The 19,570-nt window shown below is 72.3% G+C and carries 21 protein-coding genes and 3 pseudogenes; 11 read left to right on the top strand and 13 right to left on the bottom strand.

The window, feature by feature from the left end; genetic code table 11:
• Positions 1–141: 141 nt before the first annotated feature.
• Positions 142–993, bottom strand: coding sequence for a hypothetical protein (locus DRB89_RS43460; protein ID WP_162688930.1), 852 nt, complete (start codon positions 991–993; stop codon positions 142–144).
• On the opposite strand from DRB89_RS43460, the gene DRB89_RS40090 reads away from it, so the two are divergent.
• The 3 genes from DRB89_RS40090 (at position 992) to DRB89_RS40080 (ending at position 3,539) form a co-directional block, all read left to right on the top strand.
• The gene (locus DRB89_RS40090; protein WP_112463705.1) at positions 992–2,119 is read left to right on the top strand and encodes a sensor histidine kinase; all 1,128 of its coding nucleotides are present in this window, start codon (positions 992–994) and stop codon (positions 2,117–2,119) included. The genes DRB89_RS43460 and DRB89_RS40090 overlap by 2 nt on opposite strands.
• Complete coding sequence (locus DRB89_RS40085) at positions 2,116–2,736, top strand: response regulator transcription factor (RefSeq protein WP_112452885.1); 621 nt, start codon at positions 2,116–2,118, stop codon at positions 2,734–2,736. Before DRB89_RS40090 ends, DRB89_RS40085 begins: the two co-directional genes overlap by 4 nt.
• A gap of 173 nt (positions 2,737–2,909) precedes the next feature.
• Complete coding sequence (locus DRB89_RS40080) at positions 2,910–3,539, top strand: nuclear transport factor 2 family protein (RefSeq protein ID WP_112452886.1); 630 nt, start codon at positions 2,910–2,912, stop codon at positions 3,537–3,539.
• A 26-nt stretch (positions 3,540–3,565) separates the two neighbouring features.
• Here the strand turns inward: DRB89_RS40080 and DRB89_RS40075 are convergent, their stop codons facing one another.
• The 3 genes from DRB89_RS40075 to DRB89_RS40065 all read right to left on the bottom strand — a co-directional run bounded on the left by DRB89_RS40075 (position 3,566) and on the right by DRB89_RS40065 (position 5,319).
• Positions 3,566–4,201, bottom strand: a complete 636-nt coding sequence (locus DRB89_RS40075) for a response regulator transcription factor (RefSeq protein ID WP_112452887.1) — start codon at positions 4,199–4,201, stop codon at positions 3,566–3,568.
• The gene (locus DRB89_RS40070) at positions 4,198–4,701 is read right to left on the bottom strand and encodes an ATP-binding protein (protein WP_112463704.1); all 504 of its coding nucleotides are present in this window, start codon (positions 4,699–4,701) and stop codon (positions 4,198–4,200) included. The genes DRB89_RS40075 and DRB89_RS40070 overlap by 4 nt, the downstream gene beginning before the upstream one ends.
• A 174-nt stretch (positions 4,702–4,875) precedes the next feature.
• On the bottom strand, positions 4,876–5,319 hold the full coding sequence (locus tag DRB89_RS40065) for a YidB family protein (protein ID WP_112453088.1): 444 nt from the start codon (positions 5,317–5,319) through the stop codon (positions 4,876–4,878).
• A gap of 134 nt (positions 5,320–5,453) precedes the next feature.
• On the opposite strand from DRB89_RS40065, the gene DRB89_RS40060 reads away from it, so the two are divergent.
• The 3 genes from DRB89_RS40060 to DRB89_RS40050 all read left to right on the top strand — a co-directional run bounded on the left by DRB89_RS40060 (position 5,454) and on the right by DRB89_RS40050 (position 7,079).
• Complete coding sequence (locus tag DRB89_RS40060; protein WP_112463703.1) at positions 5,454–5,795, top strand: DUF952 domain-containing protein; 342 nt, start codon at positions 5,454–5,456, stop codon at positions 5,793–5,795.
• 83 nt (positions 5,796–5,878) lie between these two features.
• On the top strand, positions 5,879–6,343 hold the full coding sequence (locus DRB89_RS40055; RefSeq protein ID WP_112452094.1) for a Rieske (2Fe-2S) protein: 465 nt from the start codon (positions 5,879–5,881) through the stop codon (positions 6,341–6,343).
• Positions 6,344–6,371: 28 nt separating this feature from the next.
• Positions 6,372–7,079, top strand: a complete 708-nt coding sequence (locus tag DRB89_RS40050) for a nucleotidyltransferase domain-containing protein (RefSeq protein ID WP_112463702.1) — start codon at positions 6,372–6,374, stop codon at positions 7,077–7,079.
• Between the two features lie 9 nt (positions 7,080–7,088).
• On the opposite strand, the pseudogene DRB89_RS40045 reads toward DRB89_RS40050, so the two are convergent.
• The 4 genes and pseudogenes from DRB89_RS40045 to DRB89_RS40030 all read right to left on the bottom strand — a co-directional run.
• Positions 7,089–7,220, bottom strand: a pseudogene (locus DRB89_RS40045) (nucleotidyltransferase domain-containing protein); the annotation flags it as partial.
• Between the two features lie 3 nt (positions 7,221–7,223).
• Positions 7,224–8,243 carry an ADP-ribosylglycohydrolase family protein gene (locus DRB89_RS40040; protein WP_112452092.1) on the bottom strand — a complete coding sequence of 340 codons (1,020 nt, stop codon included), beginning with the start codon at positions 8,241–8,243 and terminating at the stop codon, positions 7,224–7,226.
• Positions 8,244–8,599: 356 nt separating this feature from the next.
• Positions 8,600–10,468, bottom strand: a pseudogene (locus DRB89_RS40035) (alpha-amylase family glycosyl hydrolase); the annotation flags it as partial.
• A 74-nt stretch (positions 10,469–10,542) separates the two neighbouring features.
• The gene (locus DRB89_RS40030) at positions 10,543–12,285 is read right to left on the bottom strand and encodes a carbohydrate-binding module family 20 domain-containing protein (protein WP_112463701.1); all 1,743 of its coding nucleotides are present in this window, start codon (positions 12,283–12,285) and stop codon (positions 10,543–10,545) included.
• A 225-nt stretch (positions 12,286–12,510) separates the two neighbouring features.
• Between DRB89_RS40030 and DRB89_RS40025 the strand changes: the two genes are divergently transcribed.
• On the top strand, positions 12,511–13,044 hold the full coding sequence (locus DRB89_RS40025) for a TetR family transcriptional regulator (RefSeq protein ID WP_239516618.1): 534 nt from the start codon (positions 12,511–12,513) through the stop codon (positions 13,042–13,044).
• Positions 13,045–13,081: 37 nt separating this feature from the next.
• On the opposite strand, the gene DRB89_RS40020 is transcribed toward DRB89_RS40025, so the two are convergent.
• Together DRB89_RS40020 and DRB89_RS40015 are read right to left on the bottom strand one after the other, a co-directional pair.
• Positions 13,082–13,963, bottom strand: coding sequence for an ABC transporter substrate-binding protein (locus DRB89_RS40020; protein ID WP_239516937.1), 882 nt, complete (start codon positions 13,961–13,963; stop codon positions 13,082–13,084).
• Positions 13,964–14,069: 106 nt separating this feature from the next.
• Positions 14,070–15,995, bottom strand: a complete 1,926-nt coding sequence (locus DRB89_RS40015) for an ABC transporter permease subunit (RefSeq protein WP_112463699.1) — start codon at positions 15,993–15,995, stop codon at positions 14,070–14,072.
• 182 nt (positions 15,996–16,177) lie between these two features.
• On the opposite strand from DRB89_RS40015, the gene DRB89_RS40010 reads away from it, so the two are divergent.
• The 3 genes from DRB89_RS40010 (at position 16,178) to DRB89_RS40000 (ending at position 17,180) form a co-directional block, all read left to right on the top strand.
• Entirely contained in the window at positions 16,178–16,555 is a 378-nt protein-coding gene (locus DRB89_RS40010; protein ID WP_112463698.1) for a hypothetical protein, read from the top strand.
• Positions 16,556–16,793: 238 nt separating this feature from the next.
• On the top strand, positions 16,794–16,973 hold the full coding sequence (locus DRB89_RS40005) for a hypothetical protein (protein WP_112452860.1): 180 nt from the start codon (positions 16,794–16,796) through the stop codon (positions 16,971–16,973).
• 3 nt (positions 16,974–16,976) lie between these two features.
• Positions 16,977–17,180, top strand: a complete 204-nt coding sequence (locus DRB89_RS40000; protein WP_162688929.1) for a transposase — start codon at positions 16,977–16,979, stop codon at positions 17,178–17,180.
• A gap of 6 nt (positions 17,181–17,186) precedes the next feature.
• Here the strand turns inward: DRB89_RS40000 and DRB89_RS39995 are convergent.
• Positions 17,187–17,411: pseudogene (locus DRB89_RS39995) on the bottom strand (creatininase family protein); the annotation flags it as partial.
• 150 nt (positions 17,412–17,561) lie between these two features.
• Here DRB89_RS39995 and DRB89_RS39990 point away from each other — a divergent pair.
• Positions 17,562–17,876 carry a hypothetical protein gene (locus DRB89_RS39990; protein WP_112452858.1) on the top strand — a complete coding sequence of 105 codons (315 nt, stop codon included), beginning with the start codon at positions 17,562–17,564 and terminating at the stop codon, positions 17,874–17,876.
• Here the strand turns inward: DRB89_RS39990 and DRB89_RS39985 are convergent.
• Both DRB89_RS39985 and DRB89_RS39980 read right to left on the bottom strand, forming a co-directional pair.
• On the bottom strand, positions 17,873–18,163 hold the full coding sequence (locus tag DRB89_RS39985) for a hypothetical protein (RefSeq protein WP_162689151.1): 291 nt from the start codon (positions 18,161–18,163) through the stop codon (positions 17,873–17,875). The genes DRB89_RS39990 and DRB89_RS39985 overlap by 4 nt on opposite strands.
• Positions 18,164–18,549: 386 nt before the next feature.
• Positions 18,550–19,317: a transposase gene (locus DRB89_RS39980; protein WP_112452856.1), complete on the bottom strand. Its 768-nt coding sequence runs from the start codon at positions 19,315–19,317 to the stop codon at positions 18,550–18,552.
• Between the last annotated feature and the right edge of the window lie 253 nt (positions 19,318–19,570).

The following is a 19,570-nucleotide window of genomic DNA, read 5'->3' as shown; positions in this document are numbered from 1 at the left end:
CGGCGCCACCGAGCAGGAGCCCGAGTCCGAGGGCGAGACCGAGAGCGAGACCGAGGACGAGCCGGAGTCGGAGGGCGGGCCGGATTGCGAGGAGGAGACCGAGGGCGGGCCGGACCGGCCCGGCGGCGGCCCGGTGCCGGGTCACGACAAGGTCAGCGTCAGCACCGCGGTGTAGGCGCCCGGCGGGGTGTACGGGGGGACCTGGAGGGCGACGGCCGCGTCGATCGTGAAGGTGCCCCCGGTGAGCGCGCCGTCGCCCGTGGAGGCCAGCACCGCCCCGTCCGGGCCCACCGTGCCCGCGCTGCCCGGCGTACACGCACTGAGGCTGCCGGGGGCGGCCGAGCACGACGGGGTCCAGCTCAGGGAGGCGCCCGGGAGGCGGACCCCGCCGGTGCCCGTGAAATCGGTGACCTTGCCGATCAGCGTCCACCCCGCCGGCCCGCCGCGCGCGTCCTTGACGGTGACGGTGCCGATCCGGCCGGCCGCCGCGCCGCCCTCCCCGTACGGGACGGCGCCCAGGGTCACGGCCGCGCCCTCCTGGGTCAGGCCCAGCGCGCCCGCCTCCACGACGGCCGTCACCTTCTGGGTCCCGGGCGGCATCGCGGCGGCCTCGATCACCGTGTAGGCGGCCGGTCCGGAGCCGCGGGCGGGCGACCAGGCCGCGCCCTCGTACGCGACGACGGCGGTGGTCGCCCGGTCCGCGACCGGGAGCTCCGCCAGGACCACGCCCAGCTCGTCGGCCTTGGCCGTCACCCGGTCGGCGGTCTCGGCCGCGCCCGCCCGGCCGGCCACGGTCACGGTCGCACCGGGGGCGAATCCGGTGCCGGTGGCCTTGACCTTGGCGCCCGGTCCGCCGGCGGCCGTGCCGAGCGCGACCGAGCGCAGGTTGGCCGTCGCGAGCGGGGTCGCGGTGATCCGCTGCGCGACCGCGGGCGGGGCCGGGGAACAGATTAGATCGTCGGCAGCTTCAGATGGGAATAAGAGACAGGTCATGCACACCGCGTTCTTCCTGCTCCTCGGCGCCTCCGTGGCCCGCTTCCTGCTCCGCCACCCCGGCGAACCCCGCACCCCGTGGATCATCGCCCTCAGCATCACCCTCGCCCTGCTCTACGTCCTCGGCCCCGCCCTGGGCGCCGCCCCCACCCTGCGCCGGCTCCTCTGGCTCGGCCTGGTCGTCGCCGTCTGGGTGGTCCTCGTCGTCCTCGCGCCGAGCTTCGCCTGGTGCGCCGTGCCGCTCTTCTACACCGCCCTGCGCACCCTGCGGCCCCGCGCCGCGATCGTCCTCGTCGCGCTGCTGACGGTCTTCGTCGTCGCGGCCCAGCTCAAGCTCTCCCAGGCCGGCGCCGAGCCCTTCGACCCCAACCTCCTCCTGGCCCCGCCGGCCGTCGCCGCGCTCGCCACCGCCGTCTTCGTCCACATGGAGCGCCAGGCCACGGCCCAGCGCACCCTGATCGACGACCTGATCCGCACCCGCCGGGAACTCGCCGCCACCGAACGCCGCGCGGGCACCCTCGCCGAACGCCAGCGCCTGTCCATGGAGATCCACGACACCCTGGCCCAGCACCTGTCCAGCCAGCAGATGCTGCTCCAGGCCGCGGACCGCACCTGGGACACCGACCCGGCCACCGCACGCGCCCACGTCCGCACCGCCACCGAGATCACCGCGCGCGGCCTCGCCGAGGCCCGCCGCCTGGTCCACGACCTCGCGCCGCCCGAACTCGCCGGCGGCGGCGGCCTCGCGGACGCCCTGCGCGCGCTGGGCGCCGGCCCGGACATCGAGGTCCGCTTCCATCTGGAGGGCACGCCGGTCCCGCTGCCCGACCGTGCGGAGTCGGCGCTGCTGCGCATCGCCCAGGGCGCGCTGGCGAACGTACGGGAGCACGCGGGCGCCCGTACCGCCGCCCTCACCCTCAGTTTCCTCGGCGACCAGGTCGTCCTGGACGTCGCGGACGACGGTCACGGCTTCGCCGGTACCCGCCCCGCCTCCGGGGAACGGGGCCACGGCCTCCCCGCGATGCGCGCCCGCGTCCGCCAGCTCGGCGGCAGTCTGACCATCGAATCCACCGCGGGCGAGGGCACGGTCCTCTCGGCGTCGATCCCCCTGGAGCACACTCCATGACCACGATCCTCCTGTGCGACGACCACGTGGTGGTCCGCGCCGGCCTGCTGGCCCTGCTCGGCAGCGAGCCGGACATCGAGGTCCTCGGCGAGGCCGGCAGCGGCGAGGAGGCGGTCGCGCTCGCGGCCAAACTCCACCCCGACGTGGTCCTGATGGACCTCCAGCTCGGCGAGGGCATCGACGGCGTCGAGGCCACCCGCCGCATCACCGCCGCCCCGAACCCCCCGTACGTGCTCGTCCTGACCACCTACGACACGGACGCGGACATCACCCGCGCCATCGGCGCGGGCGCCACGGGCTACCTCCTCAAGGCCGAACGCCCCGAGGAGCTCTTCGCCGCGATCCACTCGGCGGCGCAGGGCCGCACCACGCTCTCCGCGCCGGTGGCCAGCCGCGTGATGGCCCACATGCGCGGCACCCGGCCCACCCTGACCGACCGCGAGCTCGACATCCTCGGCCAGCTGGCCCGCGGCCTCGGCAACCGCGACATCGCCCGTGCGCTGTTCATCAGCGAGGCCACGGTCAAGACCCACCTGGGCCGCATCTACGACAAGCTCGGCGTCGACACCCGTGCGGGCGCGGTCGCGGTGGCCAAGGAGCAGCGCCTCCTGTCCTGACGGTCCTGACGGTCCTGACGGTCCTGATCCGTCGGGCACATCGTCCATCCGTACGAGATCGCGGTCGTACGGCGCACCGATCCGCCGCGGACCCCGACACGGGAGGCTCGTCAGTGCCCGGACCGCCCCCGAACCGGCCCGGACGCCACCAGCCGTGTCGAGAGGAACCCGCCATGCCGACCACCGAATTCGCCCCCGAACGCCGCCGCATGCTCACCATGCTGGGCACCGGTGCCGCCGTAGCCGGGCTCGGCGCCCTCGCCGCCGCGACGCCGGCCGGCGCCGACACGACCGCCGCCACCAGCGCCGACGACTTCGAACTCGCCGCCTCCTACGGCTCGTCCACCGCCGTCGCGGACGAACTGGCCATCCGCCGCCTGCTGGAGACGTACCTCTACGCCGTGGACACCAAGGACAAGACGGTCTTCCGGACCCTGTTCACCGACGACGCCGTCCTGACCGTGATGGCCCACCCCGACGGCACCGCCGGCATCGTGAAGACCGGCATCGAGGCGGTCGTCGCCAACCTCGACGGCGCCGCGGCCTGGGGCTACTCCACCCACGTCACCGCCAACGCCTTCATCCGCCCCACCGGCCGGACGACCGCGACGGGCGACAGCCACGCCACCGCCCAGCTCGTCTACCCGGCCACCGCGACCGCGCCGGAGACCGTCATCGTGCGCGGCATCCGCTACCGCGACGAGTACGTGAAGGCCGCGGGCGTCTGGAAGATCCGCAAGCGCGTCTTCTCCCCCACCTGGCAGTACAACGGCGCCTCCCTCCAGATCGCCTACCCCAACTGACCCGCGAGCCCCCGGGCGGAACAGACCTAGTGCTGCGGCGCGATGAGGCCGCGGTCGACCGCCGCCCGCGCGGCCGCCGTACGGTTCTCCACCCCGAGCTTCTCGTAGACGTGCACCAGGTGGGTCTTGACCGTCGTCCCGCTGATGAACAGCGCCGAGCCGATCTCCCGGTTGGAACGGCCCGTCGCGATCAGCTCCAGGATCTCCGTCTCCCGGGCCGTCAGCACCGTCTTCGGCGCCCGGTACCGGTTCATCAGCCGCGAGACGACCGAGGGCGACAACGCCGACTCGCCCGCGGCGACCGTCCGCAGCGACTGGAACAGCTGGTCGGGCGGGGATCCCTTCAGCAGGTACCCCGCCACGCCCGCCTCCACCGCCCGTACGACGTACGCGTCGGACTCGTAGCTCGTCAGCACGACCACCCGGGGCGGTGCGGGCAGCCGGCCGATCCGCCTGGTCGCCTCCAGCCCGCACATCCCGGCACCCAGCCGGATGTCCATCAGGACCAGGTCGGGGGCCAGTTCCCGGACCAGCCGCAGCGCCGCGGCCCCGTCCGGCGCCTCCGCGCACACCTCGAAGTCGGGGCACCCGGACAGCAGGGCCCGCAGCCCCGCCCGCACCACCGGGTGGTCGTCGACCAGCAGGATCCGCGTACGCGTCATGCCGGATCCCGCACCGAACCCTGCACCGAACCCCGCACCGAACCCCGCACCAGACCCCGTACCGGATCCCCTACCGACCCCCGTACCGGATCCCCTACCGGAAGCCGGACCGACACCACCGTGCCGCCGCCCGGTGTGCTCTCCACCACGGCCCGGCCCCCCAGGTGCCCGACCCGCAGCCGCAGCAGCCGCAACCCGTCACGGCCGGCGCTCCCGCCCGCATGCCGCCCGGCCGGATCGAACCCGACGCCGTCGTCCCACACGTCCACGCTCACCGCGCACGCCTGGTAGGTGAGCGTCACGACCACGGCCGAGGCCCGCGCGTGCCTGCGTACGTTGGCCAGCGCGCCCTGGACCGCCCGCAGGGCCGCGCCCTCCACCGCCGCCCCCAGCGGCGGCGGGCCCCGCGCGGCCACCGCGTCGGGTTCGGCGCCCTCCCGCAGCAGTTCCCGTACCCCCTCAGCGTCGCCCGCCCGTGCCGCTTCCCCCAGTGCCGTCATGCCCCGAACATGCCACAGGGCCCGGGCGCGCACCGCGCCCGGGCCCCGTGGAGAGCTGCCTGCCCCGGTGGCGGTGGTGTGCGCCTGCCTCAGAGTAACCAGCCGGACGCCGAGAGGGCCCGGCCGTCCGTCCGGTGGGACGGGCTGCCGGGCCCTCGTGCACGCGGAGTGCGGTCAGAGCTGCTGCTGCTTGATGATGTCCTCCAGCGAACCGGTCGGCAGCGAGCCCTGCGGGCTCAGCTTGTCGACGGCCTGCGGCAGCGCCTGCGCGATCTGGTCGGCGGCCGCCTCCGGGCTGACTCCCGCCTGCTCGGCGACCTTGGCCAGGGTGTCGTTCGGGAGGGCCTCGGCGATCTGCGCGCCGCTGACCGGCTGGTTCTCGCCGGTGCCGACCCAGGACTGGGCCTGGTCGACCAGGCCCGACTTGGTCAGCATGTCCATCAGGCCGCCCAGCGGGTTGTTCCCCGCGCCGCCCGCCGCCTGGGCGCCGCCGCCGCCACCCATGAGCGCGCCGAGCAGCGCGCCGAGGATGTTGCCTCCACCGCCGCTGCCGCCCTGTCCGCCGCTGCCGCCGCCGAGGAGGCCGCCGAGAAGGGAGCCGAGGTCGTTACCCGCCATGGTGCTGCCTTTCGAAGAGGGACCGGGGCGCGCAGAAGGCGGCCACGGCTTCGAGATACCGACAATGTCACCCAATCCGGACACGTCTGCCACCTGGAGCAGCACCGCGCCGCCACTGCGGTAGAACGATCGGCATGATCTTCCATCTCGTCCCGCTCGCCGACTGGACCGCCTCGCCCACCCTCCCGTACGCCCCGCCCTCGCTCGACTCCGAGGGTTTCGTGCACTGTTCGGCGGATCCCGGGACCGCCCTGGCGATCGCCGCCTCCCACTACACCGGCGTACGGGGAACCCTGCTCGCCGTGGAACTGGACGAGTCGGCCCTGACCTCGCGGGTCCGCCGGGAGGGTGAGGCCGGAGCCCGCTACCCCCACGTCCACGGGCCGTTGAACCGGGACGCCGTGGTCCGCGTGTGGGAGGTCGTACGCACCCCCGGCGGCCCCGCCCGACTGGCTCCCTGGCCGCCGGAGGGCTGATCGGCCGCGTGGCAGGGTTTCCCTGAGGCCCGTCGCAGGCCAGGATGCCTCTCGCCAGCCCCCGCACTACCCGAGGAGATCTCATGAGCGACCCCACCCGCACCGCCCGGCGCACTGTCCTGGCTGTCGGCGCGAGCGCCCTGGCAGGAGGTGTGCTCACCGCGTGCGGCGGAGCCGAGGAAAAGCCGAAGGCCGAGGGCGGCAGCGCGCCCAGCGGGGCCGCGTCCTCCTCCGCCTCGTCGGCCCCGGACGCGACGAAGAAGGCCCTGCTCAAGTCCTCGGACGTACCGGTGGGCGGCGGCACGGTCCTCAAGGACGAGAAACTGGTCGTCACCCAGCCGACGGCGGGCTCCTTCCGCTGCTTCACGGCGGTGTGCACGCACCAGGGCTGCCTCGTGAACAAGGTGGCGGACGGCACCATCGACTGCCCGTGCCACGGCAGCAAGTTCAAGGTGGCGGACGGCGCGGTGGCCCACGGCCCGGCCACCAAGCCGCTGGCGGAACAGAAGATCACCGTCTCCCCGGCGGGCGAAATCTCGCTCGCCTAGGACTGACCCGCTTGCCTAGTCTGACGAAATGAACGACACGCCGACGCCCGCGCCGCTCGAACTCACCCTGGTCAGGGACCACACGATCTACTCGTGCGTGATGGGTTCGCGGGCGTTCGGCCTGGCGACGGAGGCGAGCGACACCGACCGGCGCGGTGTCTACCTCGCCCCCACACCGCTGTTCTGGGGCTTCCAGAAGCCGCCGACGCACGTGGACGGGCCGCGGGAGGAGCAGTTCTCGTGGGAGCTGGAACGCTTCTGCGAGCTCGCCCTGCGAGCGAACCCGAACATCCTGGAGTGCCTGCACTCCCCCGTCGTGGAACACCTCACCCCGGTCGGAGAGGAACTCCTCTCACTCCGAGGGGCGTTCCTCTCCCGCCTGGCCCACACGACCTTCAGCCGGTACGCGGTCTCCCAGCGCGGCAAACTCCTCGGAGACCTCCGCAACCACGGCGCCCCGCGCTGGAAGCACGCCATGCACCTGCTGCGGCTGCTCCTGTCCTGCCGCGACCTGCTGCGCACGGGCCACCTGGTGATCGACGCGGGCCCCTACCGCGACCGCCCCCTCGCGGTCCGCCGCGGCGAGCTCACCTGGGACGAGGTCGACGCCTGGATGACCCGCCTGGTGACGGAATCCGAGTCGGCTCTCACCACGACCCCCCTCCCCAAATCCCCGGACCTCCCCCGCATCGAAGACTTCCTCCACCGCACCCGCCACACCTCAGCCCTCGGCTAACGGCTGCGCTCCGCGCAGGTCGACGTCGGAGTTGCGGGACGGGAAGCCGTACAGGTGGGCGCCGGACACCGTCGCGAAGAGCAGCGGGTCGGGCTGCTCCTCGACGACGGACGTCAGGTCGGTGCTCAGGGCGTCCAGCACCGCTCACGCGTCCCAGAGGGCGCCGAAGGCGAGGAGTTCGGCGCGGTACTCGATGCGGCCCTCCCACTCGCGGGGCCAGACGTCCGCGCCGAGGTGGGCGCCCGCGAAGGCGCCGGCCAGGCAGGCGATGGAGTCGGAGTCGCCCTTCGTGCAGGCCGCGCGGCGCAGGGCCAGGAGCGGTTCCTCCGGGAAGAGCAGGAAGCACTGGAGGGCCGTGGCCAGGGCCTCCTCGGCGATCCAGCCGTCGCCCGTCGTCAGGCAGGGGTCCGTCTCCGGGGAGGGGCTGCGCAGGGCGGCCGCGAGGCGGTCCAGGACGCCCAGGCACTCGTCCCAGCCGCGCGCCATGAAGGACTCCGCCGAGACGTCCGACGCCGTGCGCGTCCACAGGTCGCCGAGCCAGTGCTCGTGGTAGCGGGTGCGGTTCTCCAGGGCGTACGAGCGCAGCTGCCCGACCAGCCCGGTCACCTCGGTGCCCCTGGCCAGCAGGAACACCGCGCGGGCCGTCAGGTCCGAGGCGGCCAGCGCCGTCGGGTGGCCGTGGGTGAGGGCCGACTGGAGCTGGGCGGCGCCCGCCCGCTCCTCCTCCGTCCAGCCGGGCACCAGCCCGGCCGGCGCCACCCGCATGTTCGCGCCGCAGCCCTTGGAGCCGAGCTGGCTGGCGTCGCGCCAGTCCCGCTCGGGCAGGTTCAGCAGGCTGCAGGCCTTCAGGCAGGTGTTGCCCGGGGCCCGGTTGTTGTCCGGGGAGTGGTACCAGTCGACGAACTCCTCCCGGACCGGCCGCGCGAGCCGCAGCGGGCCCACCGGGCCGCGGTCCGCGGCGGTCCGTATCCCCCGGGCGAAGGCCAGCGTCATCTGGGTGTCGTCCGTGACGATCGCCGGGCGGGGCAGCTCCATGGACCGCCAGGGGCCCGTCTTGGCCAGGATCCCCGGCACGTCGTTGAACTCCGTGGGGAAGCCGAGGGCGTCCCCCAGGGCCAGTCCGAGCAGGGCGCCGGTCGCGGCCCGCTTCGCGGTCGTGGTCATCGTGTGTGTCCTTCCGTAGGGCGGAGCAGGGGCGGGTGCAGGGTGGTCGCCGGCCCGGGCCGGTAGAGCGCGGCCGGTTTGCCGCGGCCGCCGGTGAGCCGGGCGGCTCCGGGCACGGCCTCGACGAAACCGGGCGTGGCCAGCACCTTGCGGCGGAAGTTGGGGCGGTCCAGGGCGGTGGTCCAGACGGTCTCGTAGACGGCCTGGAGCTCGCCGAGGGTGAACTCGGGCGGGCAGAAGGCGGTGGCCAGGCAGCTGTACTCCAGCTTCGCGCCGACCCGCTCCCGGGCGTCCGCCAGGATCCGCGCGTGGTCGAAGGCCAGGCCCGCCGACGGGCCCGCCTCCCCCACCGGCACGAGCGGGGCGGTGGCCCGCAGGACCACGGAGCCGAGCGCGGGGAGGGTGACGGTCAGCTTGCCGGCGGCGGAGGCGCGCAGCGGCGCGGCGGCGCCGGGTGCTCCTTGGGCGGCTGCTCCCTGGGCGGGTGCTCCTTGGGCGGCTGCTCCTTGGCCGTAGAGGGTGCGGTACTGGGCGCCGGCCGGGGCGTCGAGCTCGATGGTGCGGGGCTCGGTGCCGTTGTTGGCGGCGACCAGGTACTCGGTGCGCGTGCGGGTGTCGGTGCGGGCGAAGGCGTAGGCCGAACGGTCGGAGAAACGTTCACTCTGGACGCCGTCCCGCAGGGCCGGGTGGTCCTTGGTGAGCTGCGCGAGAGCACTGATCTGCTTGTAGAGCGGGTGCTCCGGATCGTAAGCATCGCTCGCGTGCGTGCGCGCCGTTCCGAGCTGGTCGTCGTCCAGGTAGTCGGCGGCCTTCGAGGCGAAGAGCGGCTGGCGCGCGTCCTTGTCGCCGCCCGCCCCGGTGAAGCCCTGCTCATCGCCGGAGTAGACCACCGGGTTGCCCCGCGAGAAGAACATCAGCTCGTTGGCCAACCGGTAGCGGTCCAGCAGCTCCTGCTCCCCCGCGGCCGGCCGGTCCTGCTTCAGGAAGGTCCCGAAGCGGCCCATGTCGTGGTTGCCGAGGAAGGTGACCTGCTCGTACGCGTTCGCCTTGTCCGTCGTGTACCGGTAGTCGTCACCGAAGACCGAGGCCAACCGCCCGGCGTCCGCGCCCTGGGAGGCGTAGGAGCGGATCGCCTCCTGCAGCGGGAAGTCGAGCGTGGCGTCGAGGCGGCCCCGCGTCACGTACGGGGAGGTGACGGCGGTGTCGGCCGAGTAGACCTCGCCGAACATGAAGAAGTCCTCGCGGCCGCGCCGGGCCGCGTACGCGTCGAGGGCGGTCGCCCACTGCGTCCAGAACCCGGTGTCGACGTGCTTGACCGTGTCGATCCGGAAGCCGTCGATGTCGAAGTCCTTGACCCACTTCTCGTAGATCTTCTCCATCCCCTCCACGACCTCGGGACGCTCGGTCCACAGGTCGTCGAGGCCGAAGAAGTCGCCCTGGTCGGACGATTCGCCGGCGAAGGTGGAGTCGCCCCGGTTGTGGTACATCAACGGGTCGTTGAGCCAGGCCGGCGACTTGAGGTTCTTCTTCGCGTCCGGGACGAAGGGGGTGCGCGGGAAGGAGTCCGCGTCGACCTTGGGGAACTTCGCCTCCCCGGCCGCGTAGTCCGCGTCCTTGAACGGCACCCCGTCCTTGGTCAGATAGGGGAAGGCGCCCTTGGAGAGGTACCCGTAGGAGGCCTCCCGGTAGTCGACCACGTCGGCGGTGTGGTTGGTGATGACGTCGAAGAAGACCTTCATCCCCTTCCCGTGCGCCTTGTCGATCAGCCGCTCCAGGTCGGCGTTGGTGCCGAAGTGCGGGTCGACCTGGGTGAAGTCGGTGATCCAGTAGCCGTGGTAGCCGGCCGACACGTCCTTGCCCGTCCCCTGGACCGGCTGGTTCTTGAAGATCGGCGCCATCCAGATGGCCGTGGTGCCGAGCCCCTTGATGTAGTCCAGCCGGTCGGTCAGCCCCTTGAGGTCCCCGCCCTGGTAGAAGCCCTTGTCCGTCGGGTCCAGACCGGTCTCCAGCCGGGAACCGGTCAGGCCGCCCCGGTCGTTGCGCGGATCGCCGTTCGCGAACCGGTCCGGGAGCACGAAGTAGAACTGCTCCCGGGTCAGGTCGTGCCGCGCGGACTCGGCCGCCAGCTTGGCGTCCGAGGGCGGACCCGGCGGCGCCTTGGCGGCGGCCGCCGCGGCGGCGGGGAGGGCGGGCAGGAGCGTCACGGCCAGGGTGGCGGCGAGCACTCCCGCGGCGCCGGCGAGGGCGGGGCGTATCAAGGCGGTTCTCCTCGGATGCGGGACGGGGCGGGACGGGAGGGTCAGTTGCGCCAGGTGTCGGTCAGCGTGACCTTGCCGTTCGCGGGGACGGTGGCGGACCGGTTGGCTCCGCTCTCCCAGGTGACGTTTCCGGCGGCGTCCTTGCGGACGTACTTGTACGCGAAGACCGTGCCGGGCGGGAGCGTGACGTCGAGCTTCCAGACGGGGTAGGCGGCCGGGTCGAGCTTGAGGGCGCTCGCGGTGTTCCAGCTGCCGAGCTCGGCGCGGTCACCGGTGACGTAGATGTTCTGGCCGAGCACGGTGGCGGCGTTGACGGCGAAGGAGGCCCCGGCGGTGGAAGTGGGGGTGGCCGTGGGGGTGGGCGTGGGCGTGCTGCCGCAGCTGCGAGCGCCGATGTGCAGGGCGACGGCCGTCCCCGCGTTGAGGGTGGCGGTGAACCGCCCGCCGGAGTCCACGGTGACCGCGCGGCCGCTCTGGACGTCGCAGTAGCCGCCGGCCGGGAGGGAGGTCTGGAAGGTCCGGGTCAGCGCCGAGCCCTCGTGGTTGATCGCCACGTACGCCTTGGTGCCGCGCCCGAAGGCGATCTGGTCGCCCCCGTTGTCCCACCAGTCGGTGACGGCCTGCCCGCGCGCCGCGTTGCGGAAGCCGACCATCGCGGAGATCTCGCGCCAGGCGTGCTGGCACTTCCAGCCCTCGGAGTAACAGGCGTTCACCGTGCCCCCGTTGGGCGGTCCGGCGTCCCGGTCGGTCCACTCGTAGCCGGAGTGCACGTCCGGGGAGCCGTAGGGCCAGGCGAGCATGAACACGCTGGCGAGGGTGTAGGAGGAGCCGTCCTTGTAGCTGAGGGTGTCGCCGCCGCGCTCGGTGTCGTGGTTGTCGACGAAGACGGCGGACTGGCCGGAGGGCATGTGGCCCCAGGCCTCCCCGAAGTTCTTCAGGTAGGCGAGGTTCTCGCTCTGGAAGACCCGCTTGAGGTCGCGGGCGTAGCGGAACTCCTGTACGTCGCCGCTGCCGAGGTACTCGGTCGGCGAGACGGCCTCGCCCGCCCCGTGGATCGCCTCCAGCTTCCAGTACGCGTTCGGGTTCGCCAGCCGGGACTTGATGTTGGCGAGGTCGGCGGCGGGCATGTGCTTGGCGGCGTCGATCCGGAACCCGTCGACGCCGAGGGACAACAGGTCGTTGAGGTAGCCGGCGATCCGGCCGCGTACGTGGTCCTCGCCGGTGTCGAGGTCGGCGAGCTGGACCAGCTCGCAGTTCTGGACGTTCGCGCGGTCGGTGTAGGTGGAGATCGTCGCCCGGCAGTCGTCCATGTCGGCGCCCGAGTACAGCCCCGGGTAGTTGTACTTCGTGTACGAAGTACCCCCGGTCCCGGTGCCGTCGGAGGCGGCCATGTGGTTGATGACGGAGTCGGCGACGACCTTCACGCCGGCGGCGTGACACGCGTCCACCATCGCCTTGAAGGCCGCCCGGTCACCGAGCCGCCCGGCGATCCGGTAGCTGACGGGCTGGTACGAGGTCCACCACTGGCCCCCCTGTATGTGCTCCTGCGGGGGCGAGACCTGCACGTACCCGTACCCGGCGGGCCCCAGGCTGTCGCCGCAGGCCTTGGCGACGGAGTCGAACCGCCACTCGAAGAGCACGGCGGTGACGTCCTTCTCCCCGGGCGCGGCGGCGAACGCCGGCGACGCCTGCGAGGTGAGCGCGGCCGCGGCGGCGACGGCCGCGAGGGCGGAAACGGAGAGCAACGCGGCGGCGGCTCTGACAGCGCGTGCGGGGGTGAACATGCGGAGTTCCTCCTGGCGGAGAGGCACGGAGCCGGGTGGGGACCGGTCACGGCCGAGTTGGGGATTGCAGCGACCGTAGGTGCCAGGGAGAAGGGCTGCAAGACTTCGGTCTCTTATACACCTCTGCCGCTTCCGGCGCCCCACCCCGGGTGGATCCTCTCGTGGGCTCGGAGATGTGTATAAGGAACAGGCCGGACCCTGATCGCGGACACGGCGATCGGCCTCGTGGCCGACGCGGGCCTGCGGGGGCTCACGCACCGCGCGGTCGACGGCGCGGCGGCGCTGCCCGCGGGGAGCACCTCCTACTACTTCCGCACGCGGACGGCGCTGATCGGCGCCTGCTACCGCAGGCTGGCCGAGCTCGACCTCGCGGACTTCGACGGCGACGCCCCCGCGGTGGGGTCCGACCGGAATGCGGCGGCCGGGGCGCTCGGCGCCCTGCTGTACCGGTGGCTGACCGCCGGCCGGGCGCGGCAGCTCGCGCGCTTCGAGCTGAGCCTGGAGGCCGCACGGAACACGGAACTGGAGGCCGAGCTCCATCAGGCCGGCCTCGGAGCGCGGGCCCGTGCGGCCGCCGTGCTCGCGGCCCTCGGCGCGCGGCGGCCGCAGGAGTCCGCCGAGCTGCTGGCAGCCTGGACGGACGGCCTGCTCTACGACCGCCTCGCCGGCGCCCTCGCCCGCTCCCGCCCGGCCCCGGACCGGGCCGAGCTGACGGCCACGGCCCGCCGCATGATCGACGCCGCCCTGACCGGGCCGTAGCGTCGGCGCTACGTCACTCCGTCACTCCGTCACCCCGTCACTCCACCCAGGGCTTCCACACGTTCTCGTTGCGCTCGACCCACCGCTTCGCCGCCTGCTGCGGCGGCAGCTTCTCCTCAGCGATCATCAGGGACACCTCGTTCTGCTGCTCCTTGGTCCAGTGGAACTTCTTCAGGAAGCCGGCCGCCTTCCCGCCCGACTCCGCGAAGCGCGTGTTGAGGTACTTCTGGAGCGGGGTGTTCGGGTAGGCGCAGGCCACCTTCTGGGGATCGTCCGCGCAGCCCTCGGTGTACTCGGGGAGCTTCACCTCGGTCATCGGGACCCGCTCGAAGAGCCACTGCGGCTCGTACCAGTACGTCAGGAAGGGCTTCTGCTCCTTGGCGAACTGCTTGATCTGGGTGATCTGGGCGGCCTCGGAGCCGGCGAAGACCACTTCGAAGTCCAGGCCCAGGTTCTCCACCAGCGCCTTGTCGTTCGTGATGTAGGACGGGGAGCCGTCCAGCAGCTGGCCCTTGCCGCGGCTTTCGGGGGTGCGCAGCTGGTCGGCGTACTTGTCGAGGTTCTTCCAGTCGGTGACGTCCGGATGGGCCTCGGCGAAGTACGTGGGGACGAACCAGCCGATGTGGCCCGTCACTCCCAGGTCCCCGCCGGGGGTGATGGTCTTCTTGCCCGCGACGTACCGCTCCTCCTGCTCGGGGTGTCCCCAGTCCTCCAGGATCGCGTCGACGCGGCCCTGGCTGAGGGCGTCCCAGGCGGGGACCTCGTCGACCTGGACGGTGTCCACCCGGTAGCCCAGCTCGTGTTCGAGGAGGTAGGAGGCGACGGCGGTGTTCGCCTGGGCGCCGACCCACGACTGCACGGAGAGGGTGACGGTCTTGGCGCCCTGGGCGGCGGCGTACGGGGAGGACTGGCGGGTCATGTCGGCGGCCCCGCAGCCGGTGAGGACGGCGAGTCCGGTCGCGGCGGCCAGTACGGCCGCGCCGCGGCGGTGGCGCGGGGTGCGCCGGGGGTGTGCGTCGCGCATGTCAGGCCTCCTTCGCGGGCTGGGTGAGGCGGTCGAGGAGCAGGCCGAGGCAGACGATCGCGGCGCCGGCCACCAGGCCGGTGGCCAGGTCGCCCTGCGCGAGGCCGAGGACGACGTCGTAGCCGAGCGCTCCGCCGCCGACCAGGCCGCCGATGATGACGACGGCGAGGACCAGCACTACGGCCTGGTTGACGGCGAGCAGCAACGCGGGCCGGGCCAGCGGGAGTTGGACCTGCCGCAGGAGCTGCGTGCGGGTGGCGCCGAGTGAGCGGGCGGATTCCACGACGGCCGGGTCCACCTCGCGCAGGCCCTGGACGGTGATCCGGACGACGGCCGGGAGCGCGTACACCACGGCGGCCGCGGCGGCCGGTGCGCGGCCGACGCCGAACAGCGCGACCACGGGGATGAGGTAGACGAACTGCGGCAGGGTCTGGCACACGTCGAGGACGGGCCGCAGCAGCCGCTCGGCCCGGGCGCTGCGGGCGGCTCCCACGGCGATCGCGAAGCCGAGGACGAGGGTGACCGCGACGGCGGCCAGGACCTGGGAGAGCGTGTCCAGGGAGGTTTCCCACACGCCGAGCACTCCGATGGCGCCCAGGGCGAGGACGGCGGTGAGCGCGGTGCGCCAGGTGCCCGCGAGGAGGGCGAGCGCGCAGGCGAGGAGCAGGAGCAGCCACCAGGGGGCGGCCTGGAGTGCGCCGCGCAGCGGGTCGAGGATCCAGCCGGTGAAACGGGCGGCCCAGTCGGCGGTGCCGCCGACGAGGGGTACGCCGGAGTAGAGGTGGTCCGTCATCCAGGCGACGGCCGAGTTGACCGGCCCGGCCAGGGGGACGGTCCAGGCCTCGGGCCACAGGGAGCTGCCGGCGATGCGGCCGGCGACGGCGACGGCGACGGCCGCGAGGAGGGTGAGCAGGCGGCCGTACCAGCCGGCGAACACCCGCCGCAGCAGGTGCTGTTCACCTCCGGGTACGGGGGCGGCGCCGATGCGGCGGCCGGCAGCGTCGACCGTGCGGTCCATGACCACGGCGAGCAGCACGATCGGGATGCCGGCGGCCAGGGCGGCGCCGACGTCCACGGAGGCGAGGGCCTGGTAGACGCGGTCTCCGAGGCCGCCGGCGCCGATCACGGAGGCGATGACGGCCATGGACAGGCCGGTCATGATGGCCTGGTTGACGCCGAGCAGGATCTGTCGGCGCGCGAGCGGGAGCCGGGCGGTGAGCAGGCGTTGGCGTCCGGTGGCACCGAGCGAGGCGGCGGCTTCCATGACGCCCGGGTCGGCGTCGCGCAGGCCGAGGGCGGTGAGGCGGGCCATGGGCGGGGCGGCGTAGACGACGGTGGCGAGGACGGCGGCGGGCACGCCGATGCCGAAGACCAGCACCATCGGGAGCAGGTACGCGAAGGCGGGGAGGATCTGCATGGTGTCGAGTACGGGGCGCAGGGCTCGGTCGGCGCGCGGGGAGAGCCCCGAGGCGAGGCCGAGCAGGGCGCCGAGTACGACGGAGGCGGCGACGGCCACGACCATCAGCGCGAGGGTCTGCATGGTCGGCACCCACATGCCGAGCAGCCCGCAGGCGGCGAAGGCTGCGGCGCAGGTCAGGGCGAGCCGGATGCCGGCGAGGCGCCAGGCGACGAGGGCGGTCAGGGCGGTGACCCCGGTCCAGCCGGCGGCGAGGAGAAGCACGTACACGACGCGGACGGACACCACGATGGCGTTGCTGAGGTGGCCGAAGAAGTAGAGGAACAGCGGGTGGCTGTCGCGGTGCTCGATGATCCAGTCGCCGGCGCGGCCGAGCGGCCCGGACAGGTCGACGGCCAGGGCCGCGGGCCAGCTGCCGGCGCCCGGGAAGGCCACGGCGAGCGGGATCAGCAGGACCACGGCGATGCCCAGCGGGAGGAGCGCTCCGCGGCGCGCGGCGAGGGCGGCCAGCGGTCTGCGGGGGCGGTCCTGGGAAGCGGGCGCGGTGCGGGAGGGGTGCCGGCCGGCGGGCCGTTCGGAGGACTGCGGGTCGTCCGAAGGGGCGGCGGCGCGGCTGTCGGACGGGGCGTGCGCGTCGCGGCGGAGGGCGGGGACCCGCAGCGGGCGGGAGGGCGGGCGCGATCAGGCGGGGGTTGAGTCAGCCGGGGGACCGGCGCGCTGGCGGCCGCTGGTCGAGGACCGCCGCCAGGTGGCGCTCGGCGAAGGGGACGCTGAGGGTCTCCGCCCTGCGCGGCGAGGGGAACGCCCCGTACGAGATCCGCTCGTGGAGCGCCGAGTGCCTCGCGGAAGCGACGCCCGAGGACAGGATGGCCCTCAACGCGCGGGAAGAGGCCGGCGGCAAGCTCGTCGCGATGACCGGCGACGGCACCGACGACGCCCCTGCGCTCGCCCAGGCGGGCGTGAGCGTCGCCATGAACACCGACACCTCGGCCGCCGAGGACACCGACGCCACCCCCAACACCAACGAACCCGCACTCGCCACCACCAAAGCACCGCCGACTATCCGCTGACCGACCCTCATAAAGCCCTCCCCATCAATGCCTTCACCAAAAGACGCCCCCTACCGCCACCCCGGAACGAGGTAACCCGGAACGCCCGAAAAGAAAACTCCCATACCGGGCAACAGCCCTGGAAGCCGCCAAAGACATAGAACCAACGTCATAAGCAACTGCGCTGACGAAGCGCCAGCCCCCGTTATGATTGGGAGTGTCATAGATCAGGTGTACGTCCCGAGCAAGGGAGACACCGATGGGCACGATGATGGGTCGCCAGATCGAGTCGGTTGTTGAGGATTCGGTTTCCTCGGAGGCGGATTCGGCCGATGTCTTGGACATGGGTCCGAGGAAGAAGGCCGGCGGCGCCGGGGTGGACGTGGTGGCGTCGATTGCCGAGCTGGCGGCCGAGCAGGCCCGCGCGGGCGGGATGTAGCTGTTGGGCGAGGGCGGGCTGCTGCAACAGCTCACGAAGCACCTGCTGCAGGACGCCCTGGACGCGGAGATGGACGAGCATCTGGCCGCCACGACCGAACCCGGGAAACCCGCTCGCAGTGGTGGCAACGCCCGCAATGGCTGCCGGCCCAAGACGGTGCTGACCGAGGCCGGGCCGGTCACCGTCGAGGTCCCACGGGACCGGTGACGGCGCCGGGAACGCGGCGTGCTCGTGGCTGCACGACATCGTGATCGGCGGGAGCAGGCGGACCGGGTAGGTGTCAGCGATCTCCTGGCCGATGGATGCAGGCGATCGCCGTGTCGGTGATCAGCGGGAGATGGCGGCCGTGCTGCTCGAAGGAGCCGACGGGGAGCACGGCGACGCATGGCTGCTGGGGCCTGGAACGTCTGTGCTCGTGGCGGTCGGCAGCAGGTTCACAGGCGTACCAGGAGTTCTGCGACAGTATGACCCACACCCTGAGACCCGCCTCGATGGCGCTACCTTGCGGCCAGGTATGGAAGGCTGTACACATTCCTGGGATCTCAATGAGTCTCGCTTCGGGAGATACGCGACACCGAGGAGACGGCCATGGACCAGTCTGCCCGCGAGGAGCAGCTGCGCGCGGAGGCTGAACTGCATGGGGTTTCCCCAGCCGCGATCCAGCACGCGGTGGAGGTAATCGCAGCTGTCCAGCAGCGCGACAGGGATGACTATCGCGCCAATTTCGGCGGCGAACTCACCCTGGATCAGTGGTTTGAAGGGTACGGAACGCACGGCTTCAACCAGCTGCTCACGTACGCGGCGAATAAGTCTGGTCTAGGCGACGATGGGCCCGACGTGCTGCGCCGTGTGCTGACTGCCGCTGCGTTCGCGGAGCAGGGCGCCCCGAAGACGGACCACTAGGTGTTGGTGTGGCGCCATTCGGCCATCAGGACCTGGGTCGCGTCGCCGTAGGCGCGGGCGCGCTCCCAGACCTTGTGCCGCTCGGTGTGAAGCTGACGGGTCTCTTCCTGTTTGCCGGGGCGGATGCGGACGCCGGCTGATGCTGGGCGGCCACCGGGTCCGACCGGCCTCGTGATTTCGTACAGGGCCGACGAGCCCCGGACATCTTTGGCCCGGCAGCTCGCACCCAACTGTTCCGCCCCGGCAGTGACGCCAGCGACGGCCGGGTGATTGAGCGGCATCCCCAACGCGAACTCCGGCGCCGCCTCGGGGATGCTCCGCCATACGGCGCCGGAACACCGGATCATCTCGACCCACCAGGACGGGCCCGCTGGACCAACGAGCCACGGTCGAGGAAGTCGAGCCGGCGGACGCCGACCCGATGCAGCCCGGCGAAGAAGGCGGTTGGAGGCTCGGAGGTAGGCCACGTCGCAGGCCTGGCTGCGGGCCTGAAGCGCCGGATACGCGGCGAGGTAGCCGCTGCGGCTCTCTGCATTGGCCCCGATGGAGGCGAGCATCTCGCGTGCTGCCGTAGCCCGGCCATGTGCTGCGGCCGAGAGCTGCCCTAAGGGCTGTCCCGTAAATGATCTTTGGGTCTTCCTGGACGTGGCCGTTCGATGTACGAGCCGCTTGCCTATCCGGCGAGGGCGAGGTTGTGCAGTCGGGCGATGCCGAGCATGGCGTGGTGGACGCCGTCGCCTTTGAGGCGGTAGTCGCGGAGGATCTTCCAGGTCTTCATACGGGCGAAGACGTGCTCGACGCGTGCACGGACCTGCTTGTGGGACTTGTTGTGATCCCGCTTCCAGTCGGCCAGTTCTTCGCCCTTGCGGCGGCGGTGCGGCATGAGGAGTCCGGTGCCGGGATAGCCACCGTCGGCGATCGTGAGTGTCTTGCCGACGGCGGCTTTGGCACCGGATTCCTCCCAGGCCTTGCAGTCGTTGCGGTTTCCGGCAAGCGGCCGGCCGACCACGACGACCAGGCAGGTGTCGGCGTCGATGACGATCTGGTGGTTGGTGGAGTACCGGTAGTTCTTCGACTGCGCCGCGATGGTGTGGTCGCGGGTGGGCACCAGGGTGCCGTCCACGATGAGCACGGTGTCCTTGGCGAACCGCTTGCGGGGCTGGAGCGCAAGCATCGGCCCGAGGTGGGCGATGATGCGGTCCGCGGCCGACTTGGACACCCCGAACAGCGGGGCCAGCTGGCGCATCGTCAAGTTCGTCCGCCAGTACGCCGCGACCAGCAGTGCCCGGTCCTCCAGCGGAAGGCTCCACGGCCGGCCCTTGCGGACCGCGTCCGCACCCTCACGCCGCAGCACGGTCACCAGCTTCCCGAAACAGCGCGGGCTCAGCCCGGTGAACGGGGCTATCCAGGACGGCTCCGACGCCGTGATCACACCAGCCACACCAAGATCATCTCACCCGTGACCAGCAGTTACGGGACAACCCTTAGGTGCAGTCTCTGCCGTCTTTGGGCAGGTGTGCCATGACTATGCAGTCGTCGCTGTCTCGCTTTCGCTCTGCGTGTGCGCGGCCGCGCTCTTCGCTGAAAGTCTGCTCCGGGATACGTACCGGCGTGACCGAGCCATTCTGGTCTATGTGGCATCGCACCCGGCTGTCACGCCGCGCCACTCGGCTCAGGTGCTGGGCGTCACGGTT

Source organism: Streptomyces sp. ICC4 (assembly GCF_003287915.1).
GTDB classification, from domain to species: Bacteria; Actinomycetota; Actinomycetes; order Streptomycetales; family Streptomycetaceae; genus Streptomyces; species Streptomyces tritrimontium.
The sequence above is the reverse complement of the archived record's forward strand: the minus strand, read 5'-3'. Positions and strand labels throughout refer to the sequence as shown.

Coding starts and splice junctions, on each gene's coding strand:
- DRB89_RS40090 (WP_112463705.1), top strand. CDS start 992: ATGCACACCGCGTTCTTCCTGCTCCTCGGCGCCTCCGTGGCCCGCTTC.
- DRB89_RS43460 (WP_162688930.1), bottom strand. CDS start 993: ATGACCTGTCTCTTATTCCCATCTGAAGCTGCCGACGATCTAATCTGT.
- DRB89_RS40085 (WP_112452885.1), top strand. CDS start 2,116: ATGACCACGATCCTCCTGTGCGACGACCACGTGGTGGTCCGCGCCGGC.
- DRB89_RS40080 (WP_112452886.1), top strand. CDS start 2,910: ATGCCGACCACCGAATTCGCCCCCGAACGCCGCCGCATGCTCACCATG.
- DRB89_RS40075 (WP_112452887.1), bottom strand. CDS start 4,201: ATGACGCGTACGCGGATCCTGCTGGTCGACGACCACCCGGTGGTGCGG.
- DRB89_RS40070 (WP_112463704.1), bottom strand. CDS start 4,701: ATGACGGCACTGGGGGAAGCGGCACGGGCGGGCGACGCTGAGGGGGTA.
- DRB89_RS40065 (WP_112453088.1), bottom strand. CDS start 5,319: ATGGCGGGTAACGACCTCGGCTCCCTTCTCGGCGGCCTCCTCGGCGGC.
- DRB89_RS40060 (WP_112463703.1), top strand. CDS start 5,454: ATGATCTTCCATCTCGTCCCGCTCGCCGACTGGACCGCCTCGCCCACC.
- DRB89_RS40055 (WP_112452094.1), top strand. CDS start 5,879: ATGAGCGACCCCACCCGCACCGCCCGGCGCACTGTCCTGGCTGTCGGC.
- DRB89_RS40050 (WP_112463702.1), top strand. CDS start 6,372: ATGAACGACACGCCGACGCCCGCGCCGCTCGAACTCACCCTGGTCAGG.
- DRB89_RS40040 (WP_112452092.1), bottom strand. CDS start 8,243: ATGACCACGACCGCGAAGCGGGCCGCGACCGGCGCCCTGCTCGGACTG.
- DRB89_RS40030 (WP_112463701.1), bottom strand. CDS start 12,285: ATGTTCACCCCCGCACGCGCTGTCAGAGCCGCCGCCGCGTTGCTCTCC.
- DRB89_RS40020 (WP_239516937.1), bottom strand. CDS start 13,963: ATGACCCGCCAGTCCTCCCCGTACGCCGCCGCCCAGGGCGCCAAGACC.
- DRB89_RS40005 (WP_112452860.1), top strand. CDS start 16,794: ATGGGCACGATGATGGGTCGCCAGATCGAGTCGGTTGTTGAGGATTCG.
- DRB89_RS39990 (WP_112452858.1), top strand. CDS start 17,562: ATGGACCAGTCTGCCCGCGAGGAGCAGCTGCGCGCGGAGGCTGAACTG.